Origin of the sequence: Euryhalocaulis caribicus (assembly GCF_000412185.1) — a bacterium.
In the GTDB taxonomy this organism is placed as follows: domain Bacteria; phylum Pseudomonadota; class Alphaproteobacteria; order Caulobacterales; family Maricaulaceae; genus Euryhalocaulis; species Euryhalocaulis caribicus.
The window spans coordinates 163379-177537 of the sequence record NZ_ASJA01000002.1; the positions used below are offsets into that span (position 1 = coordinate 163379).

At 57.2% G+C, this 14159-nt stretch carries 10 protein-coding genes; 5 read left to right on the forward strand and 5 right to left on the reverse strand.

Going from position 1 to position 14159, the window contains the following annotated elements:
- Window positions 1–74: 74 nt before the first annotated feature.
- The 5 genes from L338_RS16250 to L338_RS02540 form a co-directional block, all read right to left on the reverse strand.
- Window positions 75–2780 carry a type IV secretory system conjugative DNA transfer family protein gene (locus tag L338_RS16250; RefSeq protein WP_022696787.1) on the reverse strand — a complete coding sequence of 902 codons (2706 nt, stop codon included), beginning with the start codon at window positions 2778–2780 and terminating at the stop codon, window positions 75–77.
- Window positions 2781–2785: 5 nt separating this feature from the next.
- Window positions 2786–3187 (reverse strand): hypothetical protein, encoded by a 402-nt coding sequence (locus L338_RS02525; protein ID WP_022696788.1) that lies wholly within the window; start codon window positions 3185–3187, stop codon window positions 2786–2788.
- Between the two features lie 60 nt (window positions 3188–3247).
- Complete coding sequence (locus tag L338_RS02530) at window positions 3248–4429, reverse strand: type IV secretory system conjugative DNA transfer family protein (RefSeq protein ID WP_081639434.1); 1182 nt, start codon at window positions 4427–4429, stop codon at window positions 3248–3250.
- A gap of 188 nt (window positions 4430–4617) precedes the next feature.
- Complete coding sequence (locus L338_RS02535; RefSeq protein WP_022696789.1) at window positions 4618–5511, reverse strand: serine peptidase; 894 nt, start codon at window positions 5509–5511, stop codon at window positions 4618–4620.
- The gene (locus L338_RS02540) at window positions 5504–7192 is read right to left on the reverse strand and encodes a caspase family protein (RefSeq protein WP_022696790.1); all 1689 of its coding nucleotides are present in this window, start codon (window positions 7190–7192) and stop codon (window positions 5504–5506) included. The genes L338_RS02535 and L338_RS02540 overlap by 8 nt, the downstream gene beginning before the upstream one ends.
- A gap of 273 nt (window positions 7193–7465) precedes the next feature.
- Here L338_RS02540 and L338_RS02545 point away from each other — a divergent pair, with 273 nt between their 5' ends.
- The 5 genes from L338_RS02545 to L338_RS02565 all read left to right on the forward strand — a co-directional run bounded on the left by L338_RS02545 (window position 7466) and on the right by L338_RS02565 (window position 13978).
- Window positions 7466–8722: a GTPase-associated system all-helical protein GASH gene (locus L338_RS02545; protein WP_022696791.1), complete on the forward strand. Its 1257-nt coding sequence runs from the start codon at window positions 7466–7468 to the stop codon at window positions 8720–8722.
- Between the two features lie 165 nt (window positions 8723–8887).
- Complete coding sequence (locus L338_RS02550; RefSeq protein ID WP_022696792.1) at window positions 8888–9682, forward strand: TRAFAC clade GTPase domain-containing protein; 795 nt, start codon at window positions 8888–8890, stop codon at window positions 9680–9682.
- Window positions 9679–10500 carry a TRAFAC clade GTPase domain-containing protein gene (locus L338_RS02555; protein WP_022696793.1) on the forward strand — a complete coding sequence of 274 codons (822 nt, stop codon included), beginning with the start codon at window positions 9679–9681 and terminating at the stop codon, window positions 10498–10500. The genes L338_RS02550 and L338_RS02555 overlap by 4 nt, the downstream gene beginning before the upstream one ends.
- Window positions 10497–12929: a GAP1-N1 domain-containing protein gene (locus L338_RS02560; protein WP_022696794.1), complete on the forward strand. Its 2433-nt coding sequence runs from the start codon at window positions 10497–10499 to the stop codon at window positions 12927–12929. The genes L338_RS02555 and L338_RS02560 overlap by 4 nt, the downstream gene beginning before the upstream one ends.
- Window positions 12926–13978: a caspase family protein gene (locus L338_RS02565; protein ID WP_022696795.1), complete on the forward strand. Its 1053-nt coding sequence runs from the start codon at window positions 12926–12928 to the stop codon at window positions 13976–13978. Before L338_RS02560 ends, L338_RS02565 begins: the two co-directional genes overlap by 4 nt.
- Window positions 13979–14159: the final 181 nt, after the last annotated feature.

Here is a 14159-nt window from a genome sequence, read left to right on the forward strand (position 1 = left end):
CCGGTTGGCGCTGACGAGTTCGAATGAGCCGAGAACGGGGCGTGGAGCGTCCCGACGTCTATTCTACCAGATCCTCATGTTTTGCGTGATATCGACCGGCCCAGGACAGTCTGGATTGCTTTCAACCGTCGTTCGGCTTCTTCGGCCTCGCCGGCTTTCCGGCGCACCTTGACCGTATACCCCCGAAGTTTTGTCTCAGATGGATCCTCGATAGCCGCATGCTGGTCCAGAAGGTCGATGATCTCTTCAGCCAGACAGACCCGCGCACCTTTCAGGTCAGAGCGTTCATTAAGAGCCTTCTGAAATGCCAGCTGTTTGCGTTGATCTCCAACGACGATCCAAACCGCGTCATATCCAGCCGCCAGGCTTTTTGCTGCACTCGCCATCTCATATTCAAGAGGTGTCGAGACGCAGATTTCGCAAGCGACCTTGAGATCGCCCGCCTCGAGCGCAACATCGATCTTTCCTTCGGGAATGGTTTTCTCGATATCTGCTTTCCATCCCCGCTCCTGGGCGGCGGTTCGCACGAAGTGCTGAAGATAGGTGTGCTCCCGGCCGCCTTGACCACCTTGTGGCCTGGCGGCCCGCGGCAACGGATCAGATGAGGCGGGCGCGACGGTCGCTTTCTTATCTGAGGCCGATTGAGGCACTACAGCGACCGGCAGCTCCTCTATCTCGCTGCGCCCTCCGGTGGGGAGGCCTTTATCCATGCTTTCCGGCGCGGAATATTGCGTTCTATTGCGCTCAATGAGCACCTCCCGCTCCTCGTCCGACAGTCCGGGAAGCGCATTAATCCTTCCGAGCTCGATTGAAATGCGAAGGGCGCGCTCCGTTTGATTTTTTACAAAGCATGCAAACTCGCTGCGTCCCCGTTTCTTGCGCATCGAGGAGAGGAATTCGGTGTCGGTTCGAAAATCTTCATGAAGCGCCCGAGCGTCCTTCGCTGAAAGTCCGCCGGCGAATTTGACGCTGGTTGAGGTAAGGACGCTGGCGCGCAACTTAGGGGTAAGCTGATCCAGGTTCTGGTGGGCGAGCGTCAGCCCGACGCGGTACTTCCGCGCCTGGTTGAGCAGATGCTCGATTGAATCGTCGAAATAGTCGTGCGCCTCGTCGATATAGACAAAGGAAGGGTGGCGGCCGGCCTCAGGGATCACGGCGCGCTCCATCACGACCTGAGCGATCTTGGCGATGAAGAACCGGCCGAAGATGGAGCAGCCCTCCGGCTTCAGCAGGTCTTTCGCGGTGTTAATGAGGACGATTTTGCCGTCATTTAACGCGCCAAAGAGATCAATCCTGTTTTCTTTTGAGGAAAACATACGCTCGAACGCCGGGTTCGCGAGGACGCCCCAAAGGCGGCGCAGAATCTGTGTTTTGGTCGCCTTGAAGGAAGGGGAGAAGAATTCGGTTTCGAAGAATCGGCGCGCCGAACCCTCCAGCTGCCGCATGTACGGCTTGTATGGCGCGCCATCCTCCATGAGCTCCCGGAAAGTCTGGATGGTCGCCTCGGGGATCTCGATTAAGAGGCGCGCAAGATAGCGAAACACCACGCCCTGCTTCTGGGTAAGCTCGGCTCCCAGAAGGGAAGAGAAGAAGTGCTCGTAGAGATCGACAGCGCCATTGAGAACGCGCTCGCGCTCGGCCGGCCCATAGGCCGCCATCCGCTCCTGGTCGATCGCGAACATATTGAGCGCCGTCGGGTGCTCAATGTCGTGCGGATCAATCAGGATCAAACGATCTGCCAGACCGCTTGCCTCCTCCGCGCCAAAACATTGAAGGCGTAACAGCGTTTCGATGAGATCGCCCTGGCTGTCGATCACGACGATGCCTGGCGCGGCCGGCCGTGTTAGATCGTGATAGATGAGCTCCTGCAGGAGCTGCGTCTTGCCGTGCCCCGTGCCGCCCACAATGTGGCAATGCTCGAAGCGGACCTGCTCGGGGATGGAGACCGGGAGCGCGGCTTCAAAAAAATCTTTGAACGGCGTATGCGCCAAATAGGCGTCTACCAGCCCGCCGGCCGATAAGCCCTTTGCTTCGGTCGGCATGATGTATCGCCGATCGGAACGCGTATCCCAGGGCTCGATGCCGGAGGCGAGCCGGGCGTTGAAATCGAGCTGCGCGTAGAGATCGCAATACAGCTCAAGCGTCTGCATCTGATAATCGGTGATCGTGCCGATCGTGGATTCGACCGCCTGCGCCGGATCAATGAGGAAGTCAGCCAACCGCGCGTCAAAGACGAGCGTCTGGTCCGTTTCCTCCATGGCTAGGGCGTCGTCTGAGAGTTCGCCGAGCACGCCGGCGAACAAGACGGCGACCTTCCGGCATCCCTCATCGAACGGATGGTGATAGCCTGCGAGGAAGCGCTCTTTCCGTAAGAGGTACGTTCGCAAATGGGCTGATTGCTCGAGCGATAGCGCCCGCCAAGCCGCATCTTCATCAAGATCCGGGAACGCAAAGAACTCCTCTTCGAGGAGTCGTTGGAGTGGACAAGCGAGGACTTCGATCAATCGGCCATTAAGCGAAACCTCCGCCCGATCGACGATATCCTGGAGCAAGAGGGTCATCGTCGTGAAAACGCCGTCGTCATCGGCGAAGGGCGAGGCGTCGTGCGCCTGCTTCACGCGCGCATATAGCGCCTGCAGGTCGCGTGCCTCACGCTCCTGCTCGCTTAGAAACCAGTTTGAGAAGAAACCACGGCCGACGACCGGACTTGGCTTATAGCCGCCAGCAGTCCAGCCGTCGCGCCACGATTTGGCAATTGCGTTCCAGAAGCCGTCGCTCACGATCGCTAGGCGGCGACGGTCACCACTTCCTCTTCACCGTTAAAGAGCGCAGCCGCGGCGAGATACTGCTTGAGCGCTCCACACGCCGTGCGGACCTGCTCTTCCGTGGCAATTGTTTCCGCCAGGTCCTTGCACTCGATGTGCTGGCCGTTGACCAGGTCATTCACCGTGAATGACCGTTTCAACATGCGGTCGAGAAACATCGACCCCAGCGCGCCGATGTTTCCCGTCTGCGCCGCGGCGGCGTTGCGGTCCGCCTGTTCGCTTGAATACACAAGGTTCTTTCCAAGTTGGTATTTCCGCACCAGCTCCGTTTCCTCCGACGTCAGCTCCGCGCGAACATCCAGAATGAACGTCACCTTGCCCATCATTCCGGAGTTCTGGCTCCGGCGGATTTTAAGCTTCATAACAACCTCCCCATCTAGGCGGGAGATTATGACGTATTATCACTATAAGTAGAAGCGCTTTTAATGAAGCGTCCGTGGATTGAGCGTCTCGGCGCTGAACGGCTTACTCGGCGAGCCGTTGATCATGAGCCGGATATAGAAGCAGTGGTTGGGGAGATTGATGAGATCGAACCGGTCGAAAGTTGGCTCAAACTCTCGCGCCAAAAAGGGCGCATCCTCTGGCCCAACCCGGAACGAAATGATCGTGCCGGCGTTGCCGAGTATGGCGTGCCTGATCTCCGGCCGCAGCTGGTTGAGATATTGATGCGCCAGGACCACGCCGACACCGAACTTGCGCAATTCCGATAGCATCTCCGCGATGGCAAGCGTCGTGAAATTCTGAAATTCGTCGGCATAGATGAAATAGGGCCGCCGTTCTGCCTCTGCTTGATCGGCCCGGCTGAAGGCTGCCAAACCCAGCGAGGTCATGATAAGGCCGCCCAACAGGCGTGAAGAATCCGAACCCAATCGGCCTTTCGACAGATTGACAAGGAGGACCTGCCCTTGGTCCATGATCGAGCGGAATCGCAGCCGTTTTTCGGTAGCAGTCAGGAATCGATAGATCCGCGGATCGGCCAGGAAGGACCCTACCTTCGACTGAATCGGGGCAATGGCGTCGGCCTGGTATTTCCACGTGTATTTCGGAAACTCCTGGCTCCAGAAACGCCGCACAGGCTCGTGGCGAATGTTACGCGTGACGCGATATCTGAACGACTTATCGGAGAGCAGCCTCAATACATCTGGAAGTGTTGCGTCCGGCTGATCGAGAAGCGCCAGAAGCGCGTACCGAAGGACGTACTCCATTCTCGGCCCCCAAGCATCAGGCCACATATGACGGAAGACATCGATAAGACCGCTCGCGATGAGCGGGCGAAGCGCCGGCACAGCGAAAGCCAGGGGATTGTATCCGAGCGGGCAACCGGATTCGGCCACATCAATTAGGAGAAGTTTCTCCGCGGCGGGCCAACCGGAGGATCTGACAACTCGATCGGTCAAATCACCGTGGGGATCAAGTAGCGCAAAGCCCTGTCCAGATTGCTCGTCAGCCTTAATCAGGGTCTGGAGCAGCGTCGTTTTTCCAACGCCGGTCTGGCCAACCGAATAAAAGTGGCTAAAACGATCAACCGCATTCACACCAAATTGACGGTAATCGGTTCGAAAGCGAATGCGCGCAAATGAATTAGCATCACTTGAAGGCGTCATTCACATATCATTGAGTTTCTGACACGCTGATTGAAGACGTGGAGATTGGGCATGCCTCCTAGCGTACAATTCTGCTTCGCGCCTAATCTAGACGTAGCCTGTCGCCCCGAGAACGGACTTAGTGAATGCCCTACCACTTCGTCCGATAATTCTCTTAACTTGCAATAAAGCCTAGACATTAATGATATTTATCGACTGGTTTTTGCCTCGAGTAGGCCGCGATACAAACACTCAACAGTCGTCGGATCACTGAGATATCCTGAAATTCCGTGGTTGTTATTGGTTCGATTCTTCACCCCGCTGAAATCTGTGATTTCAGGATCAATTTCAAAGAATTCTCGCGTCAACGGATAAAGGGCCACCACGTCTCTAGAATCTCGAGCGTTGAACCAATGCTCGACGGTCGTAGGGTACCTAATCGGCGCGAGAGCTTTGCGTGCGATCCTGAGCCCTAGCGGAGAGCCGACAGTCAATAGCTGCGTGACTGTCCCAGAGAACCGTTCTCGAACAATGTCGTATGCCACTATTGATCCAAGTGAATGTGCCACCAACACGACGGGTAGATCGGTATCCAGAGCTGGTTCTACTATTCCGTTTATTATTTTTCGAACCGACCGCCTCTCAAGGTAAATCCAAACATCGCGAAGCGCGCGCTCTATGAGATCACCATCAAGTCCAGGAATTTTGTCAAGTGCGCGCACGATAGCTAGGACCCAGCGCCAATTCTGAGGCCCGCGCTCAGTTACCTCCAACCCAGCTTCCATGGCAATTTGTTGGTCTGAAATGCCCTCTCGAATTCGCAACTCTTCCAACGTTTGGCCAAGAAAAAACCTATAATGCTCGTCGACCTCTTGCTCGGCTCCTCTGACGATTATGTCGTCCGGGATTGTATCCCTAAGAGACTCAACAAGTTCCACTAACCGGTCGCCATAATATGGCGCTCGGATTTCGACATCGTCGAAAATCTCCGCTCTGGTGCCTAACGAGGCGCGCAACGGTTCAATCCACTCATCAGCGAGATGAGATTCTGACTTACCTTCCTGTGCGCGACCATGAACAAGAACAAGCTTCGCTCTAGCCATGTATGAAGCTATCCTTATAAGAAATGCCAACATACTCTAGAATGGTAGGCATTGCCTGTGCCTCAAAAACCGTCCAGAAACCAGGGATGCGCGGCATAGAAGTAAAAAAACCTGGGAGGACGTGACCGAATACATCAAGGAAGGACCAAGTTTGCGAAAGCATTGGCAGGTGCGGCCAAATCGGCAAACTTTCGCCGGCACCGGACAGCAGCCATACATCAAACAGATCAATGCCTAGATCAGCTCGCATATAGTCGCGCACGGAGATCGCGCCCTTGGGTTCGCCGGCATTCATATATGCTAGTGCAGCCACGAGTCCCAGTGTGGGGTCAAACCGCTTATAGCGTCGAATGCGGCGCGCAAATTTTCGGACAGCGTATGGATCATGATTCAAGAGCCCCAACGTCGCGGCGCTTAGGACTTCTTCGCGCAGCTCCGAAACCATTGGGTCTTGAAAATAATTCCATGAGTATCCGATCGAAATCGTTCGGCCTTCATAGCGTATGATGTCGCACGTGTAGTCCTGCAGAACGGGAAGGACCATCCCGGAGCCATCGTCGAATTGCAGGGCCAACTGACCATCTTTGCCTTCGGTGGCGAATATTCTCAATTGTTCTGACCGTGTATAATGATTGGTGATTTCGGCCAATCCAGGTGACGTCTGGAGAGTCTCGATATTGCCCCCTCGACACCGCACCACGAATGCTTTCCCGGCAGGTTTGAACGGCGGGGTTTCCAGGTAATGCTGCTTCGAAATCTTGAGCCGCTTTTGGAAGTCCGGAGAGGCGCGCGCACGGCCCGCTATGAGTGTGCTTTTGAATTCACGGTCGGCAGGCGCAAGGTCCGGCTGACTGACAGGCTTGGAACCCTTTGTGAATGGCTCCAATGCACTGGCGCTTGGTGTCGACGATTCGGAGGGACTCGCGACTTCGTTTTGGGCAATGAAACCATTTTCAATTTGGATATGCACATCCGGCTTCTGGGTTAACGAAAGCGAGATCTTCTGCGCCTTCAGATCAACCCGCTCGCGTAATTCGTTCTTGAGCCAACGGTTGTGAACGTACTCTCGTCCATTGATGGAGAGGATGGCCTCACGGGGTGCGCCCACGTGCGCGTTTAGCAATTGCTCCGTGAAAAGACCTTGAGCTTGCTTTGCTTCTGTCTCACCCCGCTCGTACGCGGGGTCTCCAGGGTGAGTGCCATAATAGAAGTCGATCTCTGCGCTGTTCTGGGACGGCTGTGAGTTTGGGAAAATCGACGTCCCATTAATTGAAGACATCTCAGTGCTTTTCGGCGTGACGCGACACGCATCGCTGATGAAGATGATTTCTGGAATGCCTTTATATCGCGCCATGGCGGCCGACAGCGATACGTTTATGGCGGCAGCAGGATCTAACGGAGCATCGCTCAGCAGCCAGACTTCATCGAGCGGCCCCTTAAGGAATCCATGGCCAGCGAAGTAAACCAATAGTCGCTCTAGATTATGGGCTTCTACGTGCCGCCTAATAGCGCCGAAAATCTCGCCGCGATCGACCAAGGAATCTTCATCTGTGAATATCGACGTCTCATACGCATTTCGACTCAGCCAATCGGCCACCTCGCGCGCGCCACTTGCGGCACCAGCAAGACGGCTTAACCCACCGCCTACTCGATCAACACCAATGACTATCGCCGCCTGCATCGAAACCTTCCCTCACAAGAAACAATTGAGAAAATATCATGTCGAAGCCAGCTCGTCGTCAACTGCTCGGAGGTGATGACGAAAACCATCAGTTAAATCTCGGCCAAGTCGCTGTGTTCTGCAAAAATGAGAGATAACGAAATCGTTTATTACCCGGCCTCCTCAAGCCCATCATCTGCAAGAATACGGTCCTAACGACGTGTTTGACTTGCGATCCGGCGTCGACACATCAATATGGCTCCACCATAAAAAGGGGAGGGGGACGAGCGACCCATGGACATCCTGCAAAAAGTTTTCAGCGCCGAACTGATCAAAACAGCGACATCTGACGAGGAGTTTGAAAAGATTGAAGCATCAGTTTCGGTCGTCGCGAAACTCCTTGCGAGCCGTCCGACGGAATATGTAGGCGCTCTCTATCTCGCAGCGGGAGCAGGCCAGGGCGAAAGCCCGTTGCTGAGCGAAGTGTTCGAACTTGTGAAAAAGAAATGGCGCACGGTCGTTATGCGCTATCCGAGCTTCCCCACGCAAATGTTGCGGGCGATACTACTTTGCGCGATCGTCAAACTGGCGTCAGAGAAGGACGAATTCGCGGCGGCGATCGGACTGATCCTTCCAAACCTCCAGCGATATGTCACCGGCAAGGAAGATGTCATCGCATTGTGGCAGTATATCGCGGACGAATTCCAGAGAAAGTACGAAGAGAGCTCCGAGAGGCAATGGAGCGTGCCTGCATCAGTGAAGCTGCCGACCCTTGAGCTGTCCGACGAAGCTAGCCGTGAGTTTGAAATGAAACGGAAGGGGTTGAATAGTTCGAGGCTCGCGAGTGCGATTCTCCCAGCCCTCACCGATACGGACAGCGAATCCGGGGAGGAGGTAGAAAACGGAAATCCTCACCAGCCTCAGTCCGGCGGACCTTGGGCGCGCCATGCGGCCAACGAGATCGCGGCCGTGCTGTCAGGCCCCGTCGCCCAGGGACTCGCGAGCGAGATTTCCGCGCCCGACACCCAGGCCCTCGCGAACGAACTGGGAGATCATCTGGAGATCGTGGTGTCTCGTCTCCTATCCGCAGTCGTGGGACAGGACATGCGCACCCGCCTCCTCTGGTGGAAGGAGAGTGGTTATTCCCCTTCGGCGAGATCTCCATATCGCAACATGCAACCGGTCGAAACCGTCCTGCACGCGGTGGCCGACCTCGCCACATGGCTACCGAACTATGCGCCACCGAGCGCCTTCCGCTTCGTCCACGATGCGCTCCCATTCCATGATGGTGCGAAGGTTCAGATCGATGATCTTCTCGTGAGCGATGCAAGTCGGGTCGTCTCCTCGCTTCATGGGACAATTACGAACCAATGGAGCACTCGCACCTTGCTTGAGGTCGTAGACCCGGCGACGTCCGACAGCCCTGAAAATTTCTTGCTGACGGATTTGGTGACGCAGGATCCCAAGGCGCTCGTCGAACATCTCCTACGGGAAGTCTTGGCTCTTCGCGTCCTCTCGGGCGTCAAACCAGTGACGAAGCCGCGGAGCTGACGGATGACGTGCTCACGCAAAGGCTGCTACCCTCTTGAAACCGGTTGCGATGCTGGCAACCCGGATCTCACCAAATGCCCGCATTACACGCAAGTCCGGAAAAAGGGCGAGGAGAAAGAGACGGAGCCGACCGACATCGTTCGGATGCCTTGGACAGGACGAGCTATGGGCGGCAAGGACATCGGATTCCTCGCAGCCTGCACTCGACCCGCCATCGTTTCGTTTGTCGGGCCGCACGATGCCGGAAAGACTACCCTGCTCGCTGCTATGTTCCTTGCAGTCTTTGATTCGGGGGATGCGCCCGGAAATCTAGGGTTTGCGGGATCCTACTCGCTATCTGCGTGGCACGATGTCTCAGCTTTTATGACACTCGACGCGGAGGGTGCGTCCAGCTTCCCACCGCACACACCGGACAGTGATGCGCGGGTTCCTGGCCTCCTTCATCTCGCCTTTCAGGACGGCGCATGCCGACGCGACCTGCTTTTCGCCGATGCGCCGGGTGAGTGGTACTCACGATGGGCACGCGAACCCTCTGCCGCGGGCTCGAAGGGGGCCGCATGGGTGACGACTACCGCGCGCAGGAACCTGCTGGTAGCTGACAGCGCTGCACTCTCAGGTGATGAGCGGTTCTCCGCTCGAGAACAGTTCGATCGACTGGTCGGACGCCTCGCGGACGCAACTGGCCGATCCAACACCGCACTCGTCTGGACCAAGTCCGACCTCGAGGTCTCGGACACCATGAGAAACCACGTCGAGAGCAACTTCGCGCGCCATTTCGGTGACGCACCCGTGTTCAGGACTCAGATACCCGTCGAGGGCGGTGAGATAGTCGAAGCGCAGCCCGCAGCGCTGATGCAGGTCCTCGAATGGACTCTGCAGAAGCCAGACAGCAGAACTTTTTCGGTGGTACATAATTCACCCGCCGACGACCCCTTCCTGGCATATGGAGCGGCAAGATGAGTTCGCGGCGCATCCTCCTGCTTGGCGAAAGCAAAACCGGCAAGACACATCTGGCAGGCCAGATCTACGGGCGAATCCGAGCTGGACAGAGTGCCTTCGGCTTCCGGTCACAGCCAGCCTCGCTCAAGCTTCTTGAGGAGGTGTTGGACAGCCTCACGAACGGGAAGAGCGCAGGGCACACTCCTTCCGGTCAATACGGCGAGATTGAATTCGACCTAACGGATCCGGGCGGCGACAAACTGGAACTTGTCTGGCCTGACTATGCCGGAGAACAAATCTCCGACATGGTGGCCCGCCGATCAATCATGCCTGACTGGGCCGCTAGAATCGAGTCTGCTGACCGGTTCATGCTGCTTGTCCGTTCCTCCGACGCGGTTGCGCGCAAGTCAGCCCTTTTCTCTGAACCCAGCCGCGAACGAGATTTAGGCTCCAGAAGACGAACCGACCGTATGCCGGTTCAAATGCGCATGGTTGAGCTGCTGCAGATGTTGGAGCGTGCCCGCACAGTGGCCGCTCTCGATCTTCCGGAACTCGACGTACTGCTGACGTGCGCCGATGAGATGGAAACGATCAACGATCCGAAGGAGGCGCTAGCCAGGCACATGCCCATGCTCGCCTCTTTCATAGGCACGCGATGGACCGGACCAAGAGTACGTTATTGGGCGATATCCGCCTTGGGACGTCAATTGCGCGACGACCTTGCCAACGAGGAGTTTGCGGAGACTGGCCCAGTCGAACAGGGGTGGATTATTGGTCAGGATGGACAGAAGCTAAAAGACCTGACCCTTCCATTTGCAATTACTTCCTCAATCCCATGAACCAGAAGATCGAGGGTTGGCTGCTAGCTGGAGACAAGGATGGTCAACACGCCGTTCTGGACACAAACCTGCATCAAGATCTTGCAGCCGAGGTGGCCCGACGGACCGACCTTCCAGGAAGCCTGCCGAGCGAGTTCCGGAAGAGCGACCTGTCTGCCTTCGGCTGTTTCAGTCACGGCGAACGCTTCGTATTCTACGAGATCGCTAGGGATCCTTCGGCGACGCGCGGCGGGATGGCCAGGTCGGCCGCGGTCGTGCTGGAGGGGGACGCAGCGGCGTCACTCGACGACCCAGTAGAACTACTGGAGGTCGTACGTTCGATTCGACTGGAAGGCGTACCCAACCGTGCAACGAGCGCCAGTTTCGGACCGGTCCCGAAGTGCGTTCCGCTCCTTTCCCGGCTCGAGGACGGGCCGGCGATGGTCTCCTCCGAACTGGAGACGGGGAACATCATCCGATCAGTATGGACAAGCCTGCCGCGAGCCCTGCGTCTCAGGCTCGGCGCACGTCTCTGCTTTTCCGAAGAGGATCTTCCCGATTGCACCCAAATCGCTCTTGGCTTCATGCCAGACGGCCTGCGGTGGGAATGCTCTGACGGGGTGTGGGTGGCGGATCCCTGCGTCGGCAAGGGTCTCGGAATAACGACCGGCTCTCTAGGCGAAATGCTCGCCGACGGAGGAGCCAAGACACTGGAGGCCTTAGCGAACGCGAACGGCCTTAGGTTGAACTCATTTCAGGACCTTCGCTTCCTAGAGAGGGTCCAAGGGGCGATGAACGGTGATTCAAATCCGGAGGAGATCCTCAGAGCGCTCCGCTATGCACTATCCCTCTCCATGGAATCACGGAAGTCCGAACTCATCAACAACTTGGAGCATCGAATCGCATCCCGGTACCATAAATGGTCGGCCGAAGACGTCGCAACCTTCCGGAACCTTGAGTTGCGCAGGAAGTCGACCCTCTCAACGGCGGTCTCGCGCTGGACCGACGCGCAGCTTTCGAGCAACGGAGCAATGCTAATCCCCCTCACGTCCGAGGTCTGGGACTCTGAAGTGCAGGAATGGTGGTCGGACGCAGTCGAGAGAGCCTTCCGTCGTCACCGCGGTCACTATCCGCGATCATTGCTGGCTTCTTTTTTGGACAAGGTCGCGAACGACGATGCCGTACCTTCTGGCTTTGCCGGCGCGATCGCAGGAGGTGAGTCCACGGACGCGGACCTCGCGAACATCGTAGCCGGGCATGCGAAAAGAAGCGCTTCGATCATCGCGAACAGGCTGGAGCGGAAGATGTTCCCGCATACAGTACTCGTTGGGCTTTTGACCGCAGGAGCTAAAATCGCTGACGTGGTCGACGCCGGGAGAACGATAAAATCGGAGAGCGCCCGGTCGGTTTACTTCGACGCACTGGTGGAGCACGCGCCCGCCGATATCATCCCGGGATTGGTGGTTCTTGACGTGGACGATGATATGACGGACCGACTGCTCTCGCGTTCGGTAGACAAGCCGACAGAGTTTGATGAACTCGACCTGAGCGACGCTAGATCGCAGAGGTTTTTGGCCAAGGCCGTCGAACAGGGCACCCTAACGCAAAAGGCGCTTTCCGGACAATTGAAGCGCCTTACGGTTGTTCTCGCCGAAGGGGGTACCTTGGAGTCCGATCTTGCTAGAGTTATCGTCACCGCGGAGGAGCTGGTCCTTCCCCACTCTGCGGCTCGAGAACGGGTCTGGGACGTATTGCCCGAAGATGTGGGGAACGTCATGATGCGACGTGCGGCGATCGAATGGCTCTCCGCTCTCGCTAGAGGCGAAGAGTTAGAGATTGAGGACGCGGTCAAGGAGCTGCTGCGCTCGCGTGAATTGGCTGGTGAACGAGCGGATGTGCTGCGTGATGCCGACCTGTCAACGTGGACGGTGCTCGCCGGATTAGAGGCGTCTCCGGGATACGAGTATCGGCAGAGATTGCTGGAAATCTTGGAAAGCAAGACTGACCAGCCCCTGCCTGACGTCGTTGCGATGGCCGAGATCGTCACCCAAAAGAATCCTGGTTCCGTCGCGTCGATGATCGTCGTCCGTCATCGTAAAAGGCGGGATCTAATCCCCGTATGGTCCATCCTGAGACCGGCACTCTCGTGGTTCGACACCTTGCTGCTACCCGACACGAGGATCGAGAGTGAAAACTGGGATCGGGCATTCACGGAGGAGTTAAGCAAACTCTATCCTGAAGGACCGATGGAGGACGCCATTTGGGAGCGCGCGGGCGGGCGCGCCGCGGACGTGACCAAGGCGCCTACAGGCGCGGAAGGTTGGAGGCGCGCCATCGGTCGCGTCGGTGGCGGTGCAAGCGTTGGCCGGCTGGATCTCCTCCGAGAGGCACTCAAGGACTATCCGAACAATGAGCGCCTTGGTATCCTCAGAGACCACCACCCTTCGTGACGGATGCCCGGTTCGAAGGCCACGCGATCATTGCTAGCTTTGCTGACGACCTAGCTTCGCAGGTTCGCGCCGACGGCGACGCAGTTGCTGCTATCCTAACGGATCCGCAGCGTTGCGCCTACCCACCGAGCAACGTTGTGCGACTCTCGGGTATGGAGGCGACACCGCGGAATCTCGTCGACGCGATCGATGCGCTGTCCGAATTACCGCAAGACAAACCCGTTCTCCTCTACTTTTCGGGACACGGCTACCAGGATGCAGCAAGGGCAGAGACCGGACTGTTGCTCGCCGATCCAGACAACCCGACCTCCTCGCTGCCTTGGTCGAGCAAAGTATTTGGACAAGTGTGGTCGAGTCTGCCTGCGCGGCGGAAGCTGGTAATGGTCGACAGCTGCAATTCTGGAGGCACGCCGGCAGTAAAAGAGAAGGGCCGTGCCACCGTCGTGCCGGTTAGGACTTCGCCAAATCCCGCTGCGCTCGGTGGGGGTAACGGGAGCGCGGTAATTGCATCGTCGGCATCCGATCAAGCCTCAGTCATCCTGCCCGGAGACCATCTAAGCCTATTCACTAAGTTCCTCGTCGCGGGGCTGCGCGGGGGCGCCGGACACGACGCGAAGGGCTATGTAACGCTGTTCGACCTCTTCAACTTCGTTCGAGCAAATGTCGTAAGTGTTCACCCAGGCCAGACGCCCGTTCTCTCCACTAACCGGATCGACGACGACTTCCGCCTGGCATACTGCCCCGACGAGTCGGCGCGCCGCCCGGAGTGGCGGCTCACAGACGATAACGCTCAAACAGTATCCGGCCTACGAGACGTGTTATCGGCGTTGTATCCACTCGGGCCTCGGCAAGATAGCATTTGGGAGAGAAGCGGCGGAGAACTCTCGCAGATCGATCTAGTGGGCACGGGATCATCGCAATGGTGGGCGGCGCTACGCAAACTCGAACGCGGCGGGGGCGGAAAATCCATATCGTTCGAACGGTTGTTGGATGAGATCATGGTGGACTACCCGCGCAACCGGGACATTCTCTCGCTTCGGCATGAATAGGCAGGATCTTAGCACAATCAATACTAACAAAGCGCGAAGGGGGACGTATCCACAAGTCTCACAAACGGACAGCACCTTATGGCACATGTTCGCCGCCCTATTTTCCAACGCAGAGTTTGATTGTTTACAGCAAACCGATTCCAATGGCTGTCGACCCTAGGGGCGCAAGAGTAGGCCCGAC